Source organism: Hymenobacter telluris (genome assembly GCF_017313265.1).
Classification (GTDB): Bacteria; Bacteroidota; Bacteroidia; order Cytophagales; family Hymenobacteraceae; genus Hymenobacter; species Hymenobacter telluris.
Genome location: NZ_JAFLQZ010000002.1, coordinates 575273 through 599660, shown reverse-complemented (window position 1 = coordinate 599660; position 24388 = coordinate 575273). Strand labels below are relative to the sequence as shown.

25 protein-coding genes are annotated in these 24388 nt (G+C 54.8%); 19 read left to right on the top strand and 6 right to left on the bottom strand.

Annotated features, from left to right (window positions below):
- Positions 1 to 229 precede the first annotated feature (229 nt).
- From J0X19_RS04860 to J0X19_RS04825, 8 genes are all read left to right on the top strand, one after another.
- On the top strand, positions 230 to 2329 hold the full coding sequence (locus J0X19_RS04860) for a PP2C family protein-serine/threonine phosphatase (RefSeq protein WP_206981853.1): 2100 nt from the start codon (positions 230 to 232) through the stop codon (positions 2327 to 2329).
- 14 nt (positions 2330 to 2343) lie between these two features.
- Positions 2344 to 2673 (top strand): STAS domain-containing protein, encoded by a 330-nt coding sequence (locus J0X19_RS04855; RefSeq protein WP_206981851.1) that lies wholly within the window; start codon positions 2344 to 2346, stop codon positions 2671 to 2673.
- A gap of 24 nt (positions 2674 to 2697) precedes the next feature.
- On the top strand, positions 2698 to 3123 hold the full coding sequence (locus J0X19_RS04850) for an ATP-binding protein (protein WP_206981849.1): 426 nt from the start codon (positions 2698 to 2700) through the stop codon (positions 3121 to 3123).
- Between the two features lie 262 nt (positions 3124 to 3385).
- Entirely contained in the window at positions 3386 to 5701 is a 2316-nt protein-coding gene (locus J0X19_RS04845; RefSeq protein WP_206981847.1) for a peptidylprolyl isomerase, read from the top strand.
- A 252-nt stretch (positions 5702 to 5953) separates the two neighbouring features.
- Complete coding sequence (locus J0X19_RS04840; RefSeq protein WP_206981845.1) at positions 5954 to 7342, top strand: peptidylprolyl isomerase; 1389 nt, start codon at positions 5954 to 5956, stop codon at positions 7340 to 7342.
- Between the two features lie 86 nt (positions 7343 to 7428).
- Complete coding sequence (locus tag J0X19_RS04835) at positions 7429 to 8391, top strand: AAA family ATPase (RefSeq protein ID WP_206981843.1); 963 nt, start codon at positions 7429 to 7431, stop codon at positions 8389 to 8391.
- 79 nt (positions 8392 to 8470) lie between these two features.
- Positions 8471 to 8911, top strand: coding sequence for a hypothetical protein (locus J0X19_RS04830; protein WP_206981841.1), 441 nt, complete (start codon positions 8471 to 8473; stop codon positions 8909 to 8911).
- Positions 8912 to 9092: 181 nt separating this feature from the next.
- Positions 9093 to 9665, top strand: coding sequence for a GNAT family N-acetyltransferase (locus J0X19_RS04825; protein ID WP_206981840.1), 573 nt, complete (start codon positions 9093 to 9095; stop codon positions 9663 to 9665).
- Between the two features lie 10 nt (positions 9666 to 9675).
- Here J0X19_RS04825 and J0X19_RS04820 read toward each other — a convergent pair whose 3' ends face one another.
- The gene (locus tag J0X19_RS04820) at positions 9676 to 10719 is read right to left on the bottom strand and encodes a hypothetical protein (protein ID WP_206981839.1); all 1044 of its coding nucleotides are present in this window, start codon (positions 10717 to 10719) and stop codon (positions 9676 to 9678) included.
- A 314-nt stretch (positions 10720 to 11033) separates the two neighbouring features.
- Between J0X19_RS04820 and recA the strand changes: the two genes are divergently transcribed.
- From recA to J0X19_RS04770, 10 genes are all read left to right on the top strand, one after another.
- Positions 11034 to 12125: a recombinase RecA gene (gene recA, locus J0X19_RS04815; RefSeq protein ID WP_206981838.1), complete on the top strand. Its 1092-nt coding sequence runs from the start codon at positions 11034 to 11036 to the stop codon at positions 12123 to 12125.
- A 242-nt stretch (positions 12126 to 12367) separates the two neighbouring features.
- On the top strand, positions 12368 to 13192 hold the full coding sequence (locus tag J0X19_RS04810; RefSeq protein WP_206981833.1) for a DUF3108 domain-containing protein: 825 nt from the start codon (positions 12368 to 12370) through the stop codon (positions 13190 to 13192).
- Between the two features lie 244 nt (positions 13193 to 13436).
- Positions 13437 to 14135: a response regulator gene (locus tag J0X19_RS04805; protein ID WP_206981829.1), complete on the top strand. Its 699-nt coding sequence runs from the start codon at positions 13437 to 13439 to the stop codon at positions 14133 to 14135.
- Between the two features lie 136 nt (positions 14136 to 14271).
- Positions 14272 to 15372, top strand: a complete 1101-nt coding sequence (locus J0X19_RS04800) for an ATP-binding protein (RefSeq protein ID WP_317194750.1) — start codon at positions 14272 to 14274, stop codon at positions 15370 to 15372.
- 107 nt (positions 15373 to 15479) lie between these two features.
- Positions 15480 to 16193, top strand: coding sequence for an RluA family pseudouridine synthase (locus tag J0X19_RS04795; RefSeq protein ID WP_206981819.1), 714 nt, complete (start codon positions 15480 to 15482; stop codon positions 16191 to 16193).
- Between the two features lie 155 nt (positions 16194 to 16348).
- Positions 16349 to 16801 carry a 50S ribosomal protein L13 gene (rplM, locus tag J0X19_RS04790; RefSeq protein WP_206981817.1) on the top strand — a complete coding sequence of 151 codons (453 nt, stop codon included), beginning with the start codon at positions 16349 to 16351 and terminating at the stop codon, positions 16799 to 16801.
- Positions 16802 to 16839: 38 nt separating this feature from the next.
- On the top strand, positions 16840 to 17226 hold the full coding sequence (gene rpsI, locus J0X19_RS04785; RefSeq protein ID WP_206981814.1) for a 30S ribosomal protein S9: 387 nt from the start codon (positions 16840 to 16842) through the stop codon (positions 17224 to 17226).
- 18 nt (positions 17227 to 17244) lie between these two features.
- Positions 17245 to 18012, top strand: coding sequence for a 30S ribosomal protein S2 (rpsB, locus tag J0X19_RS04780; protein WP_206981812.1), 768 nt, complete (start codon positions 17245 to 17247; stop codon positions 18010 to 18012).
- Positions 18013 to 18168: 156 nt separating this feature from the next.
- Complete coding sequence (gene tsf / locus J0X19_RS04775; RefSeq protein ID WP_206981810.1) at positions 18169 to 19008, top strand: translation elongation factor Ts; 840 nt, start codon at positions 18169 to 18171, stop codon at positions 19006 to 19008.
- Between the two features lie 39 nt (positions 19009 to 19047).
- Entirely contained in the window at positions 19048 to 19629 is a 582-nt protein-coding gene (locus J0X19_RS04770) for a hypothetical protein (RefSeq protein ID WP_206981809.1), read from the top strand.
- Position 19630: 1 nt separating this feature from the next.
- Here J0X19_RS04770 and J0X19_RS04765 read toward each other — a convergent pair whose 3' ends face one another.
- The 4 genes from J0X19_RS04765 to J0X19_RS04750 form a co-directional block, all read right to left on the bottom strand.
- Positions 19631 to 20671 carry a DUF3089 domain-containing protein gene (locus J0X19_RS04765; RefSeq protein ID WP_206981807.1) on the bottom strand — a complete coding sequence of 347 codons (1041 nt, stop codon included), beginning with the start codon at positions 20669 to 20671 and terminating at the stop codon, positions 19631 to 19633.
- 149 nt (positions 20672 to 20820) lie between these two features.
- The gene (locus J0X19_RS24975; protein WP_206981805.1) at positions 20821 to 21945 is read right to left on the bottom strand and encodes an SHOCT domain-containing protein; all 1125 of its coding nucleotides are present in this window, start codon (positions 21943 to 21945) and stop codon (positions 20821 to 20823) included.
- A 102-nt stretch (positions 21946 to 22047) separates the two neighbouring features.
- Positions 22048 to 22776, bottom strand: a complete 729-nt coding sequence (locus tag J0X19_RS04755) for a coiled-coil domain-containing protein (protein WP_206981803.1) — start codon at positions 22774 to 22776, stop codon at positions 22048 to 22050.
- A gap of 73 nt (positions 22777 to 22849) precedes the next feature.
- The gene (locus J0X19_RS04750; protein WP_206981795.1) at positions 22850 to 23095 is read right to left on the bottom strand and encodes a hypothetical protein; all 246 of its coding nucleotides are present in this window, start codon (positions 23093 to 23095) and stop codon (positions 22850 to 22852) included.
- Between the two features lie 149 nt (positions 23096 to 23244).
- Between J0X19_RS04750 and J0X19_RS04745 the strand changes: the two genes are divergently transcribed.
- Positions 23245 to 23427 carry a hypothetical protein gene (locus J0X19_RS04745; protein WP_022822216.1) on the top strand — a complete coding sequence of 61 codons (183 nt, stop codon included), beginning with the start codon at positions 23245 to 23247 and terminating at the stop codon, positions 23425 to 23427.
- A gap of 141 nt (positions 23428 to 23568) precedes the next feature.
- Here the strand turns inward: J0X19_RS04745 and J0X19_RS04740 are convergent, their stop codons facing one another.
- Entirely contained in the window at positions 23569 to 24255 is a 687-nt protein-coding gene (locus tag J0X19_RS04740) for a class I SAM-dependent methyltransferase (RefSeq protein ID WP_206981793.1), read from the bottom strand.
- Positions 24256 to 24388: the final 133 nt, after the last annotated feature.

The following is a 24388-nucleotide window of genomic DNA, read 5'->3' as shown; positions in this document are numbered from 1 at the left end:
AGCCAACCCTTTTTTGCTGCTCCTAGGTTCTGCTGCTCATACGGCCTACCTCACTGGTGGTAAGCGCCATAGGTGGAAGTTGGTTGCCAGCAACTGCATTCATCATACAAAACCCGCTTGAATAGCAGCCTGCAAACGTGAACTGCATAATTAATTCCACCGCTATATCTTAGCGGTCCGTTTTGCTTGAAACGCTGGCTTCAACTCAGCGCCGTTCTGCTTCTTACCTATGCCCTTTCGTCAGCGGCTAAAAGCCGTTACTCTACCTCTTACAATACTCAGTTGGGTGCTCCTGCTGCTCAGCACGCTTAGCCATACCAATGGCCAGGTAGCTACGCGGCTGGGCGGCACCTGGCCCGAGTGGATAACGCTGATGAGCCAGGCGGCCTTTGCGGCCTTTGTGTTCATCTACCAGCGTGGCCGCCCCGACCCACTCCACGGCAACGACTTTGTGGGCCTGTTGCGGCGCCTTGTGCTCGGGCCTGGCTTGCTGGCTACGCTTTGCGTGAGTTTGCACCTGATTGAGCGGTTTGTGCAGGCCGAGCTACCAACTAATGATGAGACATTCTATGCCTTCATCTACACGGCTAATCTGGCGCTGTTTGTTGTTTTCTTGGCGTATACCAACTATTCCTGGCGCAGCTTGGTGCTGTTTCGGGCCTCCCTTAAGCTACGGCGGCAGTGGGTGTGGTTTGAGATACTGCTGGGGTTTACGCTGCTTTTCCGCCTGCTCGATTGGGTGCCGCCGCATCCGTTCGATTACTTTATTGTGGGTGGCTTAGGTCTGTTTGGGGTGTATTTGAGTGGCAACCAGCAATGGGTGGCCTACCTCAACCGCCGCCAGAAGTGGGAAGCGGTGTTGTTACAGATTGCCATTCTGTTGGCAATGACGGTGTTTGTGGTGTATTTCCTACGCATCCGCTTCGATCCGAAGCTGGTAGCCCCGGCTCCACAGCACGCCTTCTTGCTGCTGAATGCTTTCTTCGGTGCGTTCTACTCCTTTATGGGGCTGTTAGTAACCATCTTCAACCTGCCAACTGCCAGCGTATTTGAGCAGAAGCGGGAAGAGATTTTGAGTATGCAGCGCCTCACGCAGCTGATTCAGAAAGGCCAGACCGAGGAGGAAGTGTATGCTATGTTCTTCGATTCGGCGGTGCAGACCATGGATGCCGATGCTGCCTGGCTTACGCTGGAAACCGAGGAAGGCAACACCACCGAACAGCAACACCATGTTTCACCCGAGCAGATAGCCAGCATTCTTGAGTTGCTTCAGGAGCATAATCTGCAACATATCGAGTACCTCAACAATGATTTATCGGGTAGCAACGGCTTCCGTAGCCTGGATTTGCCGTACGGCTCTCTAGTAGCCATGCCGCTCCGTTCGGCTAAGCGTAGGTTTGGAGCGCTCTACATGCTGAAGGAGAACCGCTACGGCTTCGACCGGGAGAATTTGAGTATTCTGCAAACCTTCGCCAGCCAAACAGTGCTCAGCATTGAGAACCTACAATTGGTGCATATCTCGCTGGAAAACCAGCGGGTGCAGGAAGAACTGAAAATTGCTTCGATAGTACAAGACAGCCTCATACCTAAGAACCTGCCCATTGACAGCTGGTTCGACATTAGTTCCTACGCGGCCTCGGCCAAGGAGGTGGGCGGCGACTTCTACGACTTCCTGCACTTACCGGGCCGCCAGCTAGCCATTCTCATCGGCGACGTGTCGGGCAAGGGCGTGACGGCGGCTTTCCACGTGGCCCAGATGAAGGGGATTTTCCACGCGCTGATGCAGGAAAACCATCTGGCGCGCTCGGAACGGGAGAAGTTTCCGGTACCCAGCCGGTTCATGACCCAGGCCAACACCGCGTTGGCTCGCTGCCTGGAAAAGGCCGCTTTCATTACTGCCTCGCTCTACATCATTGATTACGAGAATGGTGGCTTTGTATTTGCCCGGGCCGGCCATTGCCATACCCTTTATTATCACTCTATTAAAGAGGAAGTTTCTTACTTCCAGACGGCAGGATTGGGCTTGGGCATTATTCGTAACGAGAGCTACGAGAAGCACATCAAAAACCAATTCTACGACTATAATCCGGGCGACGTGATGGTGATTTACACCGACGGCATTGTGGAAGCCCGCAACGCCCTCCAGGAAGAATACGGGGAGCAGCGCCTGCTGTATATGCTGGAGCAAACCTTCTCGATGGAAGCCGACGAAATCAAGGAGCAGATTCTGGCGGACCTGGCCGAGTTCAGTGCGGGCCAGCCCATGCACGACGATCAGACCTTGCTGGTTGTTAAGTTCAAATCCGCTCAACCTGACGGGCTTAACTGACGTACCCTGACCTTATGAAAATAACGCAACACGCTTCCGCCGATACGCTTACCCTACTGCTTGACGGTGAACTAGATGCCAGTTCATCGGTATTGCTCGACACCGAACTGACCAAGCCGGAAACCTTGCAATACCAGAAAGTTCTCATCAACTGCCAGAAGCTGAACTACATTTCTTCGGCCGGTTTGGGAGTTTTTATTTCGCACTTGCAGCAGTTCCAGGACGCGGGCGTAAAGCTGGTGTTCTTCAACATGCAGGAGAAAGTGCACAACGTATTTGAAATTCTTGGTCTGGATACCCTCATGACCATTGTGCCCTCGGAAACTGAGGCCACTGCCATTTAACTTTATCTTGAATAACCAGCGGGGATGAAAAACGCACTGCGGATTAGTTGTAGCCGAGGCAACCTTAAGGTTGTTCGTGACTTCGTCACGGATTCTCTGCTGAACTATCACCTGTCCCCTCTCCAGCTCAACCAGATTGTGCTGGCCGTAGACGAGATAGTAGCCAACATCATTATTCACGCCAACGGCGAAGACGAGTCGCAGCACTTGGATTTGGCAATTGATGTCAACGACAAGGCTTTTGGTATCGAGATTTTCGATAATGCCGCCAACCTCTACAAGCCCTCCTCTTATCACGAGCCCGATTTGCCGGAGTTCATTCGGCAGGGCAAGAAAGGTGGGGTAGGCATGGCATTGGTCAACCGCATCATGGACCGGGTGGAATTCACCACGCAGGGCACCCAGAACGTTTGCCGGCTCTACAAGAGCCTGGCACAGCCCGAACAATAACCACCTGACACCGCCCAACGGCCCGGCCGCAACGAGGACAGCACGTACGGCTGCTACACCTCGTTGCGGCCGGGCCGTTATCATGTTTACGCATGGTTTAGGAGGCCAGATATAAGGTAAACCGGATGCTACGCGGTGCCACTTATGGAGTTGATTTGTAGCGGGCAGGCCAAAAAAATTCCGTAAAATTGCAACAAGCAGTTAGCTATGCTCAATTCTCTTGAGAGGCAATTGTCCCGCATTGTAGTTTCTTATATCCCGTATGCACAAACGCATTCTGTACGTCGGCACTGCTGCCGTCGCGCTGCTGGCCGCCTGCCAGGCTACCAAATCAACTACTACCACTCCCCAAGCTGCTGTCGAAACGCTCGGTACCACGCCAGTACCTGCCCAGGAGTTTGCCTACGTTTATCGTAAAAACAACAGTACGGCTCCCGAGTACGGCACGCGCCCCAGCGTTACGGAATACCTGGATCTGTACACCAACTTCAAGCTGAAGGTAATTGAAGCCGAGCAGCGCGGCCTCGACACCACGCAGGCGTTCAAGCGTGAATTGGATGGCTATAAGCAGCAGTTAGCCCAGCCCTACCTTACCGAAAAAAGCGTAACCGACCAGTTGGTGCGCGAAGCCTACGAGCGGATGAGCAAAGAGGTGAATGCCTCGCACATTCTGATCCGCCTCTCGCCCGACGCCACCCCTACCGACACGCTGGCGGCCTACCAGAAAGCCACGGCCCTACGCCAGCGTGTAAGCAGCGGCGAGAACTTCGAGCAAATAGCCCGCGAAACCAGTGAAGACCCTTCGGCCCGTGAAAACGGCGGCCGCCTAGGCTACTTCACCGCCATGCAGATGGTGTACCCGTTTGAGTCAGCAGCGTTCAAAACCCCGGTGGGCCAGATTTCGCAGCCGGTTCGGACGCGCTTTGGCTACCACATCATCAAAGTGAACGATATTCGGCCGGCACAGGGCGAAATCAAGGTGGCACACCTCATGATTCGGGCCACCCCCGGCATGCCCAAAGCCGACTCGGTAACGGCCAAGAAAAAGATTGACGAGCTCTATAACCGCCTCACCCAGCGCAAGGAAAACTGGGACAAGCTGGTAGCGCAGTTTTCGGAAGATGCCGGCTCGGCCGCCAACAGTGGCGAGTTGCCCCCCTTCGGTACGGGCCGTATGATTCCGTCGTTCGAGGAAGTGGCCTTCAAGCTCCAGACCCCCGGCCAGATTTCAACGCCGGTGCAAACGCCTTACGGGTGGCACGTTATCAAGCTGCTTGAAAAGCAGCCGGTGCCCACGTTTGAGGCCATGGAACCTACTCTGAAAAGCAAGGTTGCCAAAGATTCGCGCTCCGAGTTAAACAAAGCTGCCTTCCTGAAGCGTGTACGCACTGAAAATCAGTTCACCGAAAGCCAGGCGGGCAAAGACTACGCTTTTGCCAAGGCCGATACGGCTCTGGTAAGTGGCCGCTTCAAGTACACAGTTCCGGCGGCCCCAGCCGCTCCGACCGGTAAAGCCAGCAAAAAGGCCGAGGGCGACGCCCAAACCCTGTTCACCATCAAAGGCAAGCCCTACACAGTAGCCGACTTTTTGGCGTATGAGCAGCAAAACCAGCGCCCCCGCACGGGCGCAGAGCCGCGTTTTGTGGCCCAGCAGCTCTACGAGCAGTACGTTGACCAGAGCCTGACGGACTTCGAGAAAAACAACCTCGAAAACAAGTACGAAGACTACCGGATGCTGGTGAAAGAGTACCGCGACGGTATTCTGTTGTTTCAGCTCATGGACGAGAAAGTATGGAGCAAAGCCATTGAAGATACGGTAGGCTTGCAGAAGTACTTCACTGAAAATCAGAGCAAATACCAGTGGGACAACCGGGTTCAGGGCACCGTTATCAGTGCGGCAACTCCGGCCTTGCTGGCCCAGGCTAAGCAGCAACTGCAAACCGGCCGCTACGCCGTGCCCCGCTTGGCGCCGTTGCCCGTAGGCTTCCTCCCGAATACCGACAAGCTCAACAAAGGCTCCCGCATCAACCTCGACCGGCTGGCTGGTATCATGCAAGCCGATACTGCTCTAACTGTTACGCTTGTTGGGCGGGCCAAAAAGGGGGAGCCAGCTGGCGTTGCCCGGCGCCGCGCCGCCGCCACAGCCGCTTATTTAACCAGCAAAGGAGTGCCCGCACGCCACATCGTGCAGACCGCGCAGGCCAAACCCAGCACCGACAACACCCTCACGCAGACCATCACCAGCACCAGCCCTGCGGCCCTCGAAGAGCAGTTGAACGCTCAGAACCCTCTCTCGGTGCAAATCACGCAAAAGGCTTTTGCCAAAGGCGACAACAAAGTGGTAGATGAGCTAATGGGCCGCGGCCCTGGCTCGTACGACGTGCAGAAAGATGGCCGCTACTACACCGTCATCATCGATAAAACGCTGCCAGCAGGCCCCAAAACCCTGGCTGAAGCCCGCGGCCTAGCCACCTCCGATTACCAGAACTACCTGGAGAAAGAATGGATAGGGCAATTGCGTGCCAAGTATCCGGTGAAAATCAATCAGGCCGAAGTAGATAAGCTTGTAACCAAATAGGTGCTCTGCCTTCAGTGAAAAGCCCCGGTTATAGCCGGGGCTTTTTGTTTAGGTCGGGATGAGCGGCGCGCACCTGCCGCGTGCAACCCACTGCCCACTGACAGGCTCTATGCGTAAAAGTCTGGCTCCCGGATGCTTTTTGCCGGAGAAAGGATTTATGTTGAAATTTACGGGCCGCTTTCTGCGTTCAGATAGCAGCCCAGTCCGGTAGTACTTGTCGTTTGATACCGGACGTATCCTTTGAATCATTCCATGAATCGTTCCTCTATTTTGTTGAAGCGGGCCGCCGGGCTGACCGTGCTGCTGTTGACTACCCTCTATACCGCTGGTTTTGCGCAGCTGGGTGTTGGCCGCCCGGTGGGGCAGCAACTTGTTGATGGTATCATTGCCAAAATCGACAACCAGATTGTATTACGCTCCGACCTGGAAGCCATTATGGCGCAGGAGAAGGCCCGGGCCGAGGGCAAACCATTACCTCCCGACTTGCAATGCCGCATTCTGCAAAGCCTGGCGCTCAATAAGCTCCTACTCGCCAAAGCCGAAACCGACTCGGTAGTAGTAGAGGATGCGCAGGTGAAAAGCGAGTTGGACCGCCGCATGAACTATTTCGCCCAGCAAATTGGCTCGGAGAAAAAGCTAGAGGAGTACTACAACAAGCCCATTAAGCAACTCAAGGAAGACCTGCGGCCCCAAGTGAAAGAGCAGTTGGTGCAGCAGAAGATGCAGGAGCAGATTTCCGGCAAAGTAAACGTGACGCCCCGCGAAGTGCGCCAGTATTTCAACCGCATTCCCAAGGACAGCCTCCCCTACTACTCCACTGAAGTGGAAGTGGGCCAGATAATCAAGTTTGCGAAGGTAAATTCCACGGCTAAGCAGGCTACTCAAGCCAAGCTCAACGACATTCGGGCGCGCATTTTGGCGGGCGAAAGTTTTGAAACGCTGGCTAAACAGTATTCTGAAGACCCCGGCTCGGGCGCTCAGGGCGGTTACCTTGGCTTCTTCGGGCGCAAAGAGCTGGTACCCGAGTATGAAGCCGCCGCGCTACGCCTGGAGCCGGGCGGCTTGTCGCCGGTGGTCGAGTCGCAGTTCGGGTTCCACCTCATCCAGCTGATTGAGCGCAAAGGCGACAAGTACAGCACCCGCCACATCTTGCTGAAGCCCACCACGGGCTCCACCGACGTAAACGAAGCGGCCAAAGACTTGGCTTCATTGCGCCGCCGCATTCTGGCCGACAGCCTCACCTTTGCTAAAGCCGCCAAAGACAACTCCGACGACAAACAGTCGGGGGCGAATGGGGGCTTGCTCCAGAACCGCGAGGATGGTAGCACGTATCTGCCACTCGATAAGCTGGACCCAGCCGTGTTCTTCACCATCGACACCATGAAAGTAGGCCACATTACGCCCCCCATGCCCTACCGTACCGACGACGGCAAGGACGCCATGCGTATCATCTGGCTGAAGTCGAACACGCCGCCGCACCAAGCCAACTTCAAAGACGACTACCAGAAACTTTCTCAGGCTGCATTGGCCGAGAAAAAAAACAAGGCACTGGATGAGTGGTTCGCCAAGAACCGCGGCAGCGTTTTTATTGAAGTTGATCCGCAGTATGCCGGCTGCAAATTGCTGGACACGGTTAATTAATTTTTATTCGTTTTTGGTTTCTGGTTTTTGGTTTTTCGTCTGTTCAACGAGCCAACAACGAAAAACCAAAAACCAGAAACCAAAGCATGAAGTTTTCTTCTGATAAAGAAGCCGCCGACGCGCTGGCTGCCTCGTACCGCACGCTGCGCCAGGAAATTGGGAAGGTTATAGTTGGGCAAGACGAAGTGGTTCGGTTGGTGCTTACTGCGGTTTTCTCGCAGGGCCACTGCCTGCTGGTAGGTGTACCGGGCCTGGCCAAAACGCTCCTCATCCAAACCGTAGCCGATGCGTTAGACCTCTCGTTCAACCGCATCCAGTTCACCCCCGATTTGATGCCCTCCGACATTGTGGGCTCGGAGACGATGAACCAGCAGCGGGATTTTCACTTTGTGCAAGGCCCCATCTTCGCCAACATTGTGCTGGCCGACGAAATCAACCGGACGCCGCCCAAAACCCAGGCCGCCCTGCTGGAATCCATGCAGGAATACGCCGTGACGGTGGCGGGCCAACGGTACCCGCTGGAACGGCCGTTTTTCGTGCTGGCCACCCAAAACCCCATCGAGCAGGAAGGCACCTACCCGCTGCCCGAAGCCCAGCTCGACCGGTTTATGTTCAACATTGAGCTAGGCTACCCGAGCTACGAAGCTGAGTTGCAAATCGTAAAAAACACCACGTCGGACGTGAAAGCGAGAGTTAGTAAGACCTTGCACGCCGACGAAATTCAGGCCTATCAGCAACTCGTCCGCCGCGTGCCCGTAGCCGATAACGTGGTGGAATACGCGGTGAGCCTCGTGCATAAAACCCGTCCCAATACCGAGCGAGGCGCGGCTCGTGCCACCCAGCTATTGGAATGGGGCGCTGGTCCGCGTGCTTCGCAGCACCTAATTGTGGGCGCTAAGTGCAACGCCTTGCTCAACGGCAAATACTCGCCCGATATTGAGGACGTAAAGGCGGTGGCGCTGCCTATCCTGCGGCATCGGTTGGTTCGTAATTTCAAGGCCGAAGCCGAAGGTATTTCGGTTGAGCAGATCGTAAAGGAGTTGCTTTAATCGATTCTGAATGCTGAGTTCTGACTCTATAGCTCAGCCAGCATTTGTAATTCAGCATTTATAATTCAGCATTACCCTCATGGAAGTTTCCGGTTACTATCAGCAGTTCGAGCGTAACATTCACATTATTCTAGATGCGCTGGCTGTGGGCCTCGATTTGCGAACTACGGCGCTGGCTACCTCACTTCCGCTGGAAGTATATGTGCTGTGCGAGGTGCTCAACCAGGGCGGCGGGCAGTTCCGCCTTAGCACCGAAGGCGTAGAGCGGCTGCGCGAGTTTCAGGCGCAATACACGCAGCGTGAAGCGGAAACTGAAGCTATTATGCGCCGGCTACTCGAAGATAAGCGCGCCGTGATGCGCACGCCCGAAGGCCGGGTATTGGTGAAAGAAATGCTGATTCGCCGCCTTGAGTTTTTCAACGAAGCTGCCCGCCAGGTGAATGTGATGCGTATTCAACAATCATTGGGTAGCCCACCGCAGTACCGCTCCGGTATTGGTGCCGCGTTGCAGAAAGCCTAAGGTCTATTCTTCCGTAGAGTGCTTGGCGTCTTCGGATATGCGGTACTGGTTGCCTGCCGCCGCTTTTCATTATCACCGAAAAAAGGGCTTGCCTATTGGCAAGCCCTTTTCGTTTTCAAGCCCGACTGTTTTGGGCATTTTGTAGTACGGCACGTACATACTGGCGCTTCTCCCCTGAATTATGTACGCTGCTGCACCACCTCCGCTCACCCCTATCAGCACCGCCCGTCTTATTTTGCGGCCGTATCAGCACACCGACGAAGCGGTATTTTTCACCGTCCTCGACCAAAATCGGCACCGCCTCGCTCCCGCTTTTCCCAACCGGGTGGCGGCCGTCCAGACTATTGCTGATGCGGCGCGCATGCTCACCCAGTTCAAGCAAGACTGGCAAACCGGGCGGCTGTACGTGTTCGGCATTTGGAACCGCGAAACTGGCATCTACCTCGGCGACATCAGCCTCCGGCCCAGCTGGCAGCTACCCCGAAGTGCCGAAATAGGATATTATCTGGCAGCGGAAGCTCAAGGCTACGGCTATGCCCGTGAGGCCTTGGCTTCAACTGTGGCTTTCGGTTTCGGTGAGTATTTGTGCGCCAAGCACCTCACGTTGCGCTGCCGCCGCGACAACCCTCGCAGTATGGCCGTGGCTGAAGCGGTAGGTTTCCAGCCGGTTACAACGCGGCGCCGCCTATGGCCTTTGCGTGACAAGGAGCCTAACATTGTGCACTTTCGGTTGGAACCGGTTACGGCAACTTAGCACCATTAGCTTAATCGGCGCGGCGCAATGTGGTTAGCAGAAACTCGGCGTTGAAGTTCAAGTAGGTTCCGAAGGAAAACTCGACTTGTTTGTTCTGCAAGTCATAGAACGGCTCGAACCGGGTGGACAGAATCATCTTACCGGGTAAGTGAAAGTCGTTGAGGAAGCGCAGAATCAGCAACTGCCGGTGCCGCTCGGTGTAGTTGGGGTTGTTTACGGTGCTGGAAATAGACTGATACAGCTTGCCGCCTTGGGGAGCCACGAAACTATTGCCCGACCAGTAGCTTACCATCACGTTGCCGAGGCGCGTATCGACGGCCGCATTGAGGTAGAGCCCGGTACCGCTGCCGTAGGGCAGCACCTCTTCAAACGAGTAGTCGGTATAGTGCGTGACGTAGCCATCGAAGTAGAGGGCCCGCGTAAAGTAAGAATCGAGCTTTCGGCGCATCCGCAGGCCCCCAGCAAAGTTGAACAGCGTTTGCAGGGGCGTATTAATGGTATCAAGCTGGCCGCCGCGGTGAATCCCCAGAAACTGCATCGGCACTATCCCCAGCCGCCAACCCGCCGAATCCTGATAGGCCGTAAACTCAGTGGTGAGGCCGCCGGCTACCTCCTCCTGAAAGTTGCTGAACCGATACTGCTGCCGCTGCCAGTCCACCCAGGCATCTAGCTGCAGGCGGCGGGTCTGCAGCCGGTACTGCATGCCCTCCTCCAGCCGATTCAGCATCACCCGCTCGAAATCAAACAGCGGCTCGATGTAGCCGTGGTGCAAGTTGCCTTCGATGTTGCCGAACAGCAGGCTATGCGGTCCGTTCTGGTATTTCACCGTAAACAGGGGCCGCACCTGCCGGAGCCGCGGCGTGCCGTAGTCTTTATACAGGAAGATACCAGCCTCCAGCCGCAGGTTTTCGCTGGGAAAGTATACCAGCCGCGGTGCCAGCTGCGTACCATAGAGCGTTTTGCCCTCGTTGATCTTGTTGAAGTACTCGTTGTCTTTGGAAAACAGAAACGCCTGCACAGCCACTCGGAGTTGCCCAATGTACTCGGGTTTCACGGCCAACGGATGCAAAAAGGCCGAATTATTTAATTGCCCCCACGCCTGCCCTGCCCCGCTCAACCAGCTTACCAACGTCAGTATCAGCGCGGTATATACGGGCTTATTTCCCAAAATTTTTAGCACGAAAAATTTCACCTAAATTCAACGAAAATTTTTAGCATTGCGGGGACAAAATATAGGTCGGCAGCGTTACCACTAGCCTACCAAAAACAGACCCTCTTGCCCTGCTGCAATGCGGATTCTGTGGTTGCGAAGGCAACCTAAAACGCCTACATTCACCAAACCTAAGCATTTTCACAAACCCTATTCTAATGGCTGCTACTACTGACAAAGCCGAGAAGGTGACCAACCCTCAAACCGAGAAAATGAAAGCCCTCCAGCTCACGCTGGACAAGCTCGACAAAAACTACGGCAAGGGCACGGTTATGAAGCTGAGCGACAACAAAGTTGTCGATATTCCGGCCATCAGCACTGGCTCGCTAGGCCTTGATATTGCGCTGGGCATTGGCGGCTTGCCCCGCGGCCGGGTGGTAGAAATCTACGGCCCCGAATCGTCGGGTAAAACCACCCTGACGCTGCACGCCATTGCCGAGGCGCAGAAGAAAGGCGGCATGGCGGCCTTCATCGACGCCGAGCACGCCTTCGACCGGATCTACGCCGAGAAGCTGGGTATCGACACCGAAAACCTGCTTATCGCGCAGCCCGACAACGGCGAGCAAGCCCTGGAAATTGCTGACCAGCTGATTTCCTCGGGTGCCATCGACATTATCGTAATCGACTCCGTAGCCGCCCTGGTGCCGAAAGGTGAACTGGAAGGCGACATGGGTGACTCGAAAGTGGGTTTGCACGCTCGCCTCATGAGCCAGGCCCTGCGGAAGCTGACGGGCACCATCAACAAGACCAACTGCTTGTGCATCTTCATCAACCAGTTGCGGGAGAAAATCGGCGTCATGTTCGGCTCGCCCGAAACCACTACCGGTGGTAACGCCCTGAAATTCTACGCGTCGGTACGCCTCGATATTCGCCGTATTGGCCAGATCAAAGAAGACAAAGACAACGTAACGGGTAACCGCACCAAAGTGAAGGTGGTGAAGAACAAAGTAGCACCACCGTTCAAGGTGGTCGAGTTCGACATCATCTATGGGGAAGGCATTTCCAAAGTAGGTGAAATCCTTGACTTGGGCGTGGACATGGGCATTATTGCCAAGTCGGGCTCGTGGTTCTCGTACAACGGCGACCGGCTGGGCCAGGGCCGTGAAGGCGTAAAAACCATCCTGCAAGACAATCCGGAGCTAGCCGACAAAATCGAAGCTCAGATTCGGAACCTGGTGAAGGGTGAGCCGGAAACCGCTATGGCTGCTATTCCCGTAGATACTACCGTTGACGACGACGACACCTTGTAGTCGTTGCCTTAAGAAGTAAGTTCAAGAGGTTGAAAAGCCCCGTCAGTAATCTGACGGGGCTTTTTTCGATTAGCAGCGGTGCACCAAAGGCGGCTGTTGCTCGTACCTAATTTTCTGCTTAGCGCTAAGAAAGTTGTTGTCTTCAAACCAGTTTTCTGCCCCGTTCACACATTGCTGTATATTTGCTGGCACCCCTTTTGTCTAGGGCATCAGGAACCCCTTTGTCCTGTTTTATTACCACTATGAATTGCCGTTGGCTATTAGCACCTCTTATTGTATTGCCACTGGCCGGTTTGCTGGCCTTCCAGCCCTCTGATGCCCTCCGCTCGGTACCCAACAACAGCTTCAAGCGAGGCGAGGTACTGCAATACAAAGTGCATTACGGCCTGATTAATGCCGCCGAAGCCACCATTGAAGTGTCCGACGAGCTACACCGCATCAACGACCGAACCTGCTTCAAGGCTACCGTTACGGGCCGTACTACGGGCTCATTCGACGTGTTTTTGCGCATTCGGGATACCTGGCGCACCTACCTCGACACCACCAGCATCCTGCCGCAGCGCTTCTTCCGCAACATCGAGGAAAACAATTACCGCCGCCGTGAAACCGTGGATTTCGACCATCAGAAGGACGTGGCCCAAATGGAGCGCCACGGCAAAGACAAAAACAAAGTGAAGACCGGCACTTACAAAGTGCCCGACAACGTGCAGGACATTGTGAGTGGGTTCTACTACCTGCGCACCGTTAATTACGACCAACGGCGCATTGGGGAAGTCATTCGGGTGCAGGGCTTTTTCGACGAAAACGTCTTCGCTATGGACGTCGTTTATAAAGGCCGCGAAACGGTGGAAACCAAAGCTGGCACCGTGCGAGCCATCAAGCTGGTTCCGAAAATGCCTAGCAACAAGCTCTTCAAAGGCGAAAACGCCATATCGGTGTACCTCTCCGACGACCGGAACAAGATTCCGGTGCTAATACAGGCCGAAATGTTTGTGGGCGCGGTGAAAGTGGATATGTACAAATACCAAGGCCTCAAAACCCGGCTCAATTTGGTAGCTCAGAATTAGGCACTACATAACGGCTCCTCACGGAGCCGTTTTTGTTTACTGCCGGTTGTAGCAAGCTGCTGCTCTGCGTGGATTGGTAGCGCTAAGAACTGGTAGCAGTGGTCATTACCCCGCTGAAAGAAGTATTTCCGGTATCTTGATAACGCTGCCAGCACTTGTGAGTAACAAAAAGGTAACACACAGGTGCCCAAGCCGGGCGGTACTTTTGCGTTTGCGCAATCCTTTTACCTAAACACCCTACATCGTGCAAGCACCTGCCAACCCCAACGCCTACAAGATTTTGGTGGTCGATGATGACCCTGACATCGTGGAGCTTTTGGAATACAATCTGCGCAAGGAAGGGTATTCCGTGGCCTCGGCTCCCGACGGCCGCCGGGCACTGGATATTGCCCCGCAATTTGCCCCCGACATCATTCTGCTCGACGTGATGATGCCCAACCTCGACGGCATTGCCACCTGCCGCCACCTGCGCGAGCAACCCAAGTTCAAAGACACCTACATCATTTTCCTGACGGCTCGGTCGGAAGAGTTTTCGGAAGTGGCCGCCTTCGAGGCTGGCGCCGACGACTTCATTGCCAAGCCCATCAAACCCCGGGCCCTGCTCAGCCGCCTGGCCGCCTTTGTGCGCCGCGACCGGGATCCGCAGTCGGTGCAGGATACCATCGAAATCAACGGCCTCAAGATTGACCGCACCGGCTTTTCGGTGTATCAGGAAGGCCGCAAAATCACGCTTCCAAAGAAGGAATTTGAGTTGCTGGCCTTCTTAGCCGCCACGCCGCACAAAGTGTTTGGGCGCGAAGAACTGCTTCAGAACATCTGGGGCAACGACGTATTCGTGCTGGCCCGCACCGTGGACGTGCACGTGCGCAAAGTGCGCGAGAAAGTAGGTGAGCACCACATCCAGACCATCAAGGGAGTAGGCTACAAGTTCAATACCGACTAACCGGTTTCCTTTTCCAACGCACAGGCCCTTGTTCACTCTCACGCTGGTAGCATCCGCTACACCGAGGGGGTGCAGGGGCCTTTCTGCGTCAGACCAACCCTACTTATTAAGTATCTTTAACCCCGGATCAATCGTTGTGCTTCCCTTGAATATCTCTTCCCGCGTCATTGCCATCATCTTGTCGTTGCTGGTGGCTGGGGTGCTTACTACGCTGGCGTTGGTGGGGCCTACTATGAGCTTGCAGCAAGGCGTGTTGGCAGCGGGCATCACCGTGGCGGCCTGTTTTCTGCTGCTGTATTTGATGTTCGAGGCGCTTATTTTCCGTGAAATCAACAGCATCTACGCCAGTCTGGAAAATGTGAAGCGCAAGGAGTTCCGGAAGATGTCCAGCAAGTTTCTGTTCCGCCCCGAGCCTCTCAAGCGCATGCGCGACGAAATTGTGGATATGGCCGAGCGCAAGCAGAAGGAAATCGACGAACTCAAGCGGCTCCAGGCGCTACGCCGCGAGTTTCTAGCCGACGTGTCGCACGAGCTGAAAACCCCGATTTTCGCCGCCCAAGGCTTTCTGCATACCATTCTCGACGACGAGGACGTGGATGATTTCACCCGCCAGCGCTTCCTGCGCAAAGCCGCCAACAGCCTCGACGCGCTGGACACCCTGGTGCAAGACTTAGTAACCATTTCGCAGCTGGAAAAAGGTGTGGTGCGCATGCGCCGCCAGGGTTTTGATATAGTGGCGCTGGTGCACGACATCTTCGAGCAGCTAGAGTTGAAAGCCGCACAACGCAGTGTGCGCCTAGAGCTGTTTCCGCCGGAATTACCAGCCACTGGCATTCGGGTGCTGGCCGACCGTAACCGAATCCGGCAAGTACTCATCAACCTGATTGACAATGCCATCAAATACGGCCGCGAAAATGGCCACGTCATCGTATCGTTGGTGGAGAGCGGCAAATCGGTGCGCGTATCCGTCCGCGACGACGGGGCCGGCATCCCGAAACAGCACCTAAACCGTATTTTCGAGCGGTTCTACCGCATCGACAAGAGCCGTTCCCGCGACTCGGGCGGTTCTGGCCTGGGGCTGGCTATCTGCAAGCACATCATCGAAGCGCACAAATCCACTATCCGGGTGCAAAGCGAAATCGGGCAGGGTACTTCGCTGGAATTCAAGCTCATCAAACCGAAAACCCCACTGGCTCCTACGGCCAAGGCAGTAGGCGAAGAGGAAGCTGAAGCCTAGCTGCTGCTAATACGAATCCGCTAGTACCGCTTGCTGTTGCCTTTGTGGTGCGGGTTGCTGCCTAAGCCTGCAAAACCACTTGCACCTCACTACCTTTGCAGCTTCCTATGAAGCTACCCAATTTCAAAGACCTGATCCTGTTCGAGGACGAAGACTACGTCGTAATCAATAAGCCCCCGTTCTTGGCTACACTTGATGAACGATTTGGGGGCGCGCCCAACATCCTGCGCCTCGCCCGCGAGCAGTACGATGATGTGCAGGCCTGCCACCGCCTCGATAAAGAAACCAGCGGTTCGCTGGCATTAGCTAAAAACCCCGCTGCCTACCGTCACTTGGCCATGCAGTTCGAGGACCGCAAAGTGCGCAAGGTGTACCATGCTGCCGCCTGGGGTGTGCATCAGTATGAAGGCCTGCGCGTGGACCGCAACATCGAAACGACCACCAAAGGCAAAGCCCGCCTGGCCTACAACGGCAAGCCCGCCGTTACGCTAGTGCGCACGATGGAGGCTTTTGCTCGCCATACGTTGCTGGAATGCCAGCCCATTACCGGCCGCATGCACCAGATCCGGCTGCACCTGGCGTACCTGCAAGCCCCTATTATTGGCGACAAAATGTATGGTGGCGAAGACTTCTATTTGTCCTCGTTGAAAAAGAAGTTCAACATGAAGGAAGGCGAAGAAGAACAGCCGTTCATCAAGCGCTTCGCTTTGCATGCCGCCAGCCTGAGCTTTGCCAAGATGGATGGCGAAACCATTACCATTGAAGCCCCATACCCCAAGGATTTTCGGGTGCTCGTGGACACGCTACGGCAATACCAGTAGCAAGCAGCTAGTAGAAGCGCCTGTATGCGAGCTTCTTCCCAGCGCATTTATTGAATCACCATATTGTAAATGCGCGCAAAAGCGGTATCTTTGTGTCCGTTTTTCCCGAACCGAGTTCGGTTTCATCTCATTTCCAAACGCTTACCTTCCTCCCAATGGATCATCTGAGCTTCAAGACGGTATCCGTCAACAAAGCCAACGCCGATAAGGCCTGGGTTGTGGTTGATGCCAGTGTTGCGCCCCTGGGCCGTCTGGCCAGCCAGATTGCCAACATGCTGCGTGGCAAGCACAAGCCCTCGTTCACGCCAAACTCTGACTGTGGCGACAACGTTATTGTTATCAACGCCGACAATCTGCGCGTAACGGGCAAAAAAATGACCGACAAAATCTATGTAACCCACTCGGGTTATCCAGGTGGTCAGAAGCGCCTGACGTTGCGCGAGAAAAAGGCTAAGAATGCCGCCAGCGTAATCGAACACGCTGTGAAAGGCATGCTGCAAGGCAACCGCCTCGGCCGCGAGCAATTCCGCAACCTGTACGTGTATGCCGGCAACGAGCATCCGCACCAAGCCCAGCAGCCGCAAGCTGTTGAACTGAAAAACCTCTAAGCCGACTTCGGCCTCTTTTTTCTTTAATTTTTCACTTAATGGAAATCTCCAACACCTCTGGTAGAAGAAAAACCTCGGTGGCTCGCATCTACATGCAAGCCGGGCAAGGGAATATCACTATCAATGGCCGGGACATGAAGACTTACTTCGGTAACGAACTCCTGGAAAACATTGTAAATCAGCCCCTCGCTATTGTGGAGCAGGTTGGTCAGTACGACATCAAGGTGAACGTAGCTGGTGGCGGTATTTCGGCGCAGGCTGAAGCCATCCGTTTGGCCATCTCGAAAGCCCTCGTAGGGAATAACGAAGAAGTTCGTCCGGCCCTGAAGAAGGAAGGCTTCATGACCCGCGACCCGCGCATGGTGGAACGCAAGAAATTTGGCAAGCGCAAAGCTCGTCGTTCGTTCCAGTTCTCGAAACGCTAATCCCAGAGGAAATTCATCATGGCTCAGTCCACCACTTATAAAGAACTGCTTGACGCTGGTGCCCACTTTGGTCACCTCACGCGCAAGTGGGACCCGAAAATGGCTCCGTTCATCTTCATGGAGAAGAACGGCATCCACATCATCGACCTCAACAAGACCCTTGTTTCGCTGGACCAGGCCGCTAACGCCATCCGCAACATTGCCAAGAGCGGCCGCAAGGTGATGTTCGTGGCAACCAAGAAGCAAGCACAAGAAATCGTAACGTCGGAGGCTACCCGCCTGAAGATGCCTTTCGTAACCGACCGGTGGTTGGGTGGCATGCTCACTAACTTCGCTACGGTTCGTAAGTCGCTGAAGAAAATGAGCACCATCGACAAGATGGTAAAGGAAAATACGGCTTATGCTGCGCTTGCAAAGCGTGAGCGTTTGATGCTGACCCGCGAGCGGGAGAAGCTGGAGCGTGTGCTCGGTGGCATTGCCGACCTGAGCCGCCTGCCCGCTGCTCTGTTCGTAGTGGACGTGAAGCGTGAGCACATTGCCGTGAAAGAAGCCAAGAAATTGGGCGTTCCGGTTTTCGCTATCTGCGACACCAACTCGAACCCTGAGCTAGTTGACTTCCCAATCCCAGCTAACGACGACGCTTCCAAGTCTATTCAGCTGATCATCAGCGTAATTGGCAAGGCTATCGAAGATGGTCTGTCGGAGCGCAAAGTCGACAAAGAAGATGCCGACAAGAAGCAAGCTGAAGACGAAGGCATCCAGGAAAAACTGACGGCCGACGAATAATTTTCAAGGAGCCAGAAGCTAGGAGCTAGGAGTTAGAAGCTGTAATGAAGGCCAGTTGCCCATTCAGTTCCGACTTTTAGCTCCTAGCTTCTTTCCGTACCTCCTCCCCTATTCCTTTCATCAAACTCTAGCTACTAACTCCTAGCTACTCAAGAAATGGCAGCAATTACCGCCCAAGACGTGAACAAGCTGCGCGCCATGACCGGCGCCGGCATGATGGATTGCAAAAAAGCTCTGGTAGAAGCCGAAGGCGACTTCGAAGCTGCCCGCGACATTCTGCGCAAGCAGGGTCAGAAAATTGCTGACAAGCGTTCCGACAATGCTACCTCCGAAGGTTTGGTATTGGCCAGCGTTAGCGAAGATGGCACCAACGGTAAGTTGGTGGCCTTGGCTTGCGAAACCGAGCCGGTTTCGAAAGTGGCTGACTTCCGCAACCTGGTGCAGCAGATTCTGGACGCGGCTGTGAAAACCAACGCTGCTACCAAAGAAGAACTGCTCGCCGCTTCGCAGGAGGACGGCCGCAGCCTGCAGGACCACATCACCGACCTGATGGGCAAAATCGGCGAGAAGCTGGACGTAGTAGCTTACGCCAACATGAGCGCCGAGAAAGTAGCTTCGTACATCCACTCCGACGGTAAGAAAGGCGTACTTGTAGGCCTGAAAAACGTGAATGGTGCTGACGTAGAAACCGTAGGTCGCGACGTAGCCATGCAAATTGTAGCCATGAAGCCTGTTGCCGTTGACAAAGACGGTGTGGATTCGGCTACGGTTGAGCGTGAAATCGAAATCGGCAAAGAGCAGGCGCGTGCCGAAGGCAAGCCTGAAGCTATGCTGGAGAAGATTGCCCAGGGCAAGCTCAACAAGTTCTACAAAGAGAATACTTTGTTGAATCAAGAGTTCGTGAAAGACAACTCGGTAACTATCGCTCAGTTGCTCGACAAAACGTCGAAAGGCATGACGGTAACCGACTTCAAGCGCGTAGCCATCGGCGCGTAGCTTTTAGCCTGATATAATTGAAAAGCCCCGCTAGCGTTTATGCTGGCGGGGCTTTTTTCATTAATTTCCGGCATGAAAAAATTATATATTTTACTCTGCGCTATTTTCTTTAGCGTTATCACTGGCTTTATATCCAATAAGCAGCTACGATTCAATGTAGACGAGCGATTTTCAGTGGAACTACCGAACCACCCAACCAGTATCTCTAGAGATACAGTAGAAGCTGATGGCTTTGAGCAGCATTTGAAAATATTCAGTTCCTCTGACGAATATGGCTTGTATCGTATTAGCCGTGACGATTTAAATCATGAGTCAGACAACTATCTAACACCTCAAGGCAGAAAAGAATGGTACTCAGTAAGCCCAATGGTGGAAGGCGCTGTATTCCGAGCCAAGTTTATAAAAAGAGAAAATTTTATCATTGATGGAATAGAAGGCGTAGACCGTGTGTATGAATTGCCAGCATCACGTCAGAATGAGCATACTATCAAATATGTGCGAAGTCTATTGGTAGATAAAGTCGGTTATGAACTTTGGTTCATACCAAAGGATGGCCTTAAAGACCCTTGCATTAACCAAAAAAAGCGCTTTTTCAATTCGATTAAATTAAAAAGCAAATAGTTTAGCGTTGCTCATACGCCCGCACCCGGGCGGCGACGTTCTGCCGGATGTTCATGTAGAATAGCGCGTAGTCGGCAATGTGGAAGGAGTGGCTGAGTTCGGGGTGGCCAGGCAGCAGGAAACGGGGGTAGCCAAGTGGCTTGGGCCGGTGAATCCAGAGTAGGCCGTTGTGCACTTTGGCATCGACTACGGCGGTATCTACTTTGTTGAAGCTGTAGGGAACACCACCCAGATTGAGGCGCGCCGGGGCCGCAACGGTGTCGCGGGTCCAGGTGAGCGGGTTCACGGCTACGCTGCGCTGATACGGCGCGTACTCCTGGCCCCAATCAACAGTATTCCAGGTGATGTAGCAGCCGGTGGCCGTGGAATCTTCGCAGGGCCGAACAACTTGCAACATATCTTCTGGCACATTGAACCCAATTAAATAAGCCGCAACAAGCTGCTGCCGAAGTTTGGAGTTGTGGTCGAAAAAGTCGCGTAGTATGTGGGTTAGGTGGCGCGTGCCCTGGCTATGCCCAGCCAAAATGATGGGGCGGCCTTGGTTGTAATGCGTGAGGTAGTATTGAAATGCCGCTTTTACATCGGTATAGGCCAATTCAATGGCCTGTGGGCCGTTGGCAGCTTGCTCATCGAAGAAAGAAAACAGCGTGGCTTGGCGGTAACGAGGCGCATAGATGCGGCCTACGTTATTAAATACCGAAGCCTGCTGCCGGATGGTGATACGGTCGGTGAGGCGGTTGAGGGCCGGTTGGCTGACGGTGCCATTCCAGCCTTTTCGGTTTATATACGTGGTGGGATGCACGAAAAACACATCAACCGCTGCTGTGGCCTGCTGGTTGTGAAGGCCGGAATGAGTGGGCACGGTATCGGCAGCGTCGGCCCGGTTGGGGAGGGCGGCCCAATTGGCGGGTTGTGCGTAGTCGGGCGCTTCCGGCGTGGGGCAGCCGGTGAAGTCGCGGCCCGGCTTGATGGCATTAATACAGGAAGAAAAAAGCAGTGCCAGCAACAGCCCTGACCAGCGCAGAAAAACGGCGTAACGCATAAGTACCTAACCAGAACCGAGCGAAACACCAATGTTTCAGTATATCCGGTTCTCTACTCAGCAAAGATACGCCATCAACCGCTGGGCTCTGTCTGGCAAAGCTCAGCGGTTGATGGCGTATTTAGTTCTGCCGTTTCAGAACAAGCTTTTTATTCCGCTGCTGGCTGGGCGGCGCCTTCAACATCGGTGAGGGTGTTTTCCAGAAGGCGCTCCTGTTTCTGGTACACGATTTTGTAATCAGAGTTGACACGCAGACGCATTTGCGCGCGGGTGTTCTGGTTTTTCTGGAGCGACTGGCGAAATGCCCGGCTCCGCTCGATGTACGTTGCCGTGCGTGAACCGTCGGCAGCAACTGGGGTTACGCGCAGGGTACCGGGCTCCACCTGCGTTTGGGCGTCCTTGAACTCGTTGAACCGATTCTGGTCCAGCCACGCGTTGATGGCAGCCGGCGTGGTATTGCGCAGGATGATAAACAGCTCGACCTGCGGCGCGAAATACTGTTCGGCACTGAAAGGCGCGGCCTGCAAATCGGAATAGTAAGCTGCTAGCACCTTGTTGATGCGGGCCGCGGCTTCGTCGGGGTTATCGGCGGCGGGAGTAGGCTCGGTGGTAGTTGGTTGTCCGCTGGCATCGGGGGGCGCGGTAGCCGTAGCCGAATCGGGAGTGAGTGGAACGGCGGGCGCTACCCGAACGGTTTCGGGGGCCGCAACGGGCGGCAGGTCTAGCTGCTCGGCCTGGGGGCCGGTTTCGGGGGTTACGGCCACGGTATCGGCGGCGGTTTGGCTGATGCTGGTGAGGTGCTCACTGGACCGGGACTGGCCCAGCAGCAAGTACAGAATCAACCCCAGCAGCAACACGCCGCCCCCAATGGCCAATATTTTCCCGAGCGGATTACGAGGCGGCTCTTCGAACACCTCTTCTTGCTCTACTACATCTGAATCTGGCGCTACCTCCTGCCCAACGGGTGCCTGTGGTTCGATGGGCGGGCTGAACGGGGTGTACTCGGGCGTAGGAGCAGCGGCGGGCCGGGGCCACTCGGTGGGATTAGCTGGGGCCGGCTCCGGGGTAGTGGGTTCCACGTTTTCGGGCGCGAATGGGGAGGGCTGGGGAGCCACGGGCACTTCGGGAGTTGGGGCAGGCGGGGTGAGCGGGGCCGTTGGCGAGGCCAGCAGCCGACTCTTCAGCGTCTCGAATTCCTGCGGCGTGATGAGGCCTGCATCAAGCAGTTCTCTGAGCTGAAGAAGATTGTCGAGGGGGGAAGAGCTTTTTTCCATGATACGAGTTGTGGGTTACCGGGTGTCAGGTGCCAGTTGTGGGTTATCAGTTGTCAGTTAATGAACAAACCGGCAACTGGTAACCCACAACTGGCAACTCATCTATTTCCGGTCGAGGGTGGAGAGCCGGTCTTTGCGGCGCTGAAGCTTGGCTTTGCGCAACTCCAACTGCTGGCCGTTCACGATAAGCTGAGCGGAATCCTGGCTGGCTTTGAGCTTGTTCTCCATGTTTTGCTTCTTCAACGACTCAATCTTCTCCAGGTTGCTTTCCGTGTTTTTGGCCAGGCTCACCCGCTCTTTTTCCAGCCGGTCTTTTTCTTTTTCGGTTTCGCGCAGCTCTTTTTCCGCGGCTTCAATCTGCTCCCGGTAGGCTTTCAGGCGCGCGGCAGCGGCAAAGTTCTGGGCCATATTGCGCATAGCGGCAAACTCGGTGGGCGTGCCTTCGGGACTGAAGTAGGTTTTGGCATCGTAGCCCCCAAACACGGCCAGTTCGGTAACACTATCGGAAGGCGCCGTCACCATAGCGTAGAGGTCGATGAGCTTGCCCGATACGCTGGACGCGGGCACCTGCTTGGCAGTTAGTACGTCGCGCTTGCCCACGCCCAGCGTACCGTTGCCTTTGGTTTTGATGTTGTACGTGTCTTTTAGCCAGCTTTGCCAGAAGTCGCGCGTCCAGTCGGGCGTACCATCTACCAGCACTTTGGCGGCGGGGCGCTCCTGTTTTTCGTAGTTGACGGAGCTTTGGCGCACTTCGTAGAGCTGCGCCGTAGCCGAACCACCGTTCAGCGTAGCCGCCAGCAAAACACACAGAAAGAGGAAGACAGATTTCATATTCTTTTTCAACTATAGCAGTGAGTCACTGTAACTTGTTCCAGGCAAAAGAGTTGGCCGCTACCGGATACAGCTAGATACCATTCCGGTCGAAGGCGGCCTGCAAATCGGTGTGCATGTGCCGGAACCGGGCTACGGCCGCCTGCATAAACTCTTCATCGAGCAGCATCCGGATGTCCTCGTCGCTGGTTACGTCCATTTCGCTCACTTTGTAGGTTTGCTCGAAGGGGCCTTTTTCCAGCTTGATGAGGTATTTACCGTTCCAGGAAAAAAGGGTGATGTTGACCTCGGGGTGCGGGATATTGGCAAGCTGGCGCATAACACAAACAGTCGATTGGAAAGATGGGGCGAAGATAGCCACCACGAGACAGCAACCGCTCCGCCGCGGTACAAGCTCGGCATAACCTCGCGTTGGAGTGGGCGTACTAAGACAAGCACAGTCTCACGTTTCACTCAATTCTTTCTACCATGCCACAAGGAGATAAGTCGGCGTACACCGACAAGCAGAAGCGGCAAGCCGAACACATTGAAGAGAGCTACGAGAAGCGCGGCGTACCCGAAGAAGAAGCGGAAGCACGCGCCTGGGCCACCGTAAACAAACAAGACGGCGGCGGTAAAAAAAGCGGCTCCGGCCGCAAGAAAAGCAGCTAACCACCAGAATACAGAAGTGAATCAGCCGTTGGTTGCAACTGCCGGAACCACTGCTCTTGTTACAAATAAGCTTTGACTAGCAACAAAAAGCCCCTGTGCACAAACACAGGGGCTTTCTGTTGCTATAACCTGGCTAGCCAGCTACTTTTTCTGCGCCACCAGTTTTACCAAGCGCATCTGCTGCAAACCAAAGTCGCCGATACCTTCGCTTTCCTCGTAGCGCAGCACCGAGAAGCCAGCCGCAGTGTAGAGCTTCATCAGTTCGTCGGTGTCGAACACTACGTTTTCGCTGATTTTGCGCTTCTTGGTGGCGTCGCGGTGGAAGCCTTCAATTACCACGATGCCGCCGGGTTTCAGGCTGCGGTGCACCTGCTCGACCTGGCTGCGCCCCCCGGCGTAGATAAACGCTACCAAGTCCCAACGGTCGGCGCCAAATTCAAACTCCGAGGCATCCTGCACGAAAGTGGTGATGCGCAGATTGGCTTTGCGGGCGTTGTCCTGGGCCAGCGTTACGGCTTCGTCGGCAATATCTACGCCGTAGGCATCCCAGCCTTGCTGAGCCAGAAACAACGTATTGCGGCCCTGGCCCATGCCCACATCCAAAGCTTTGCCGGGCTTGCGCGCCTTAATGGTTTCGGCCAGCAGCTTGTTGGGCCGGGCATTGAACGGCACCCGGGTTTCTTTGCCCGTTAGTACGGCGTTCCACTTTTGGCGCTCCATTTCCTTTACCTCCCGGGCACTGGGGGCCGGCTGGCTGGTGCTGGCCACTTGGCCGAAACCAACCGATAGCGCCAACGGGAGCAACAGAACAGTGAGTAGTAGTTTCATGACATATACCTCGTAGATACCTGGCCTTAGATGCAGGCCAAGCAATTTAAAAGGATTTAGGACGCATTCAGACTCTCAAACCGGTCAAATTCGGGTTTTACTGGCTGAGTCTGAACAGATACCCAGGCGTTGC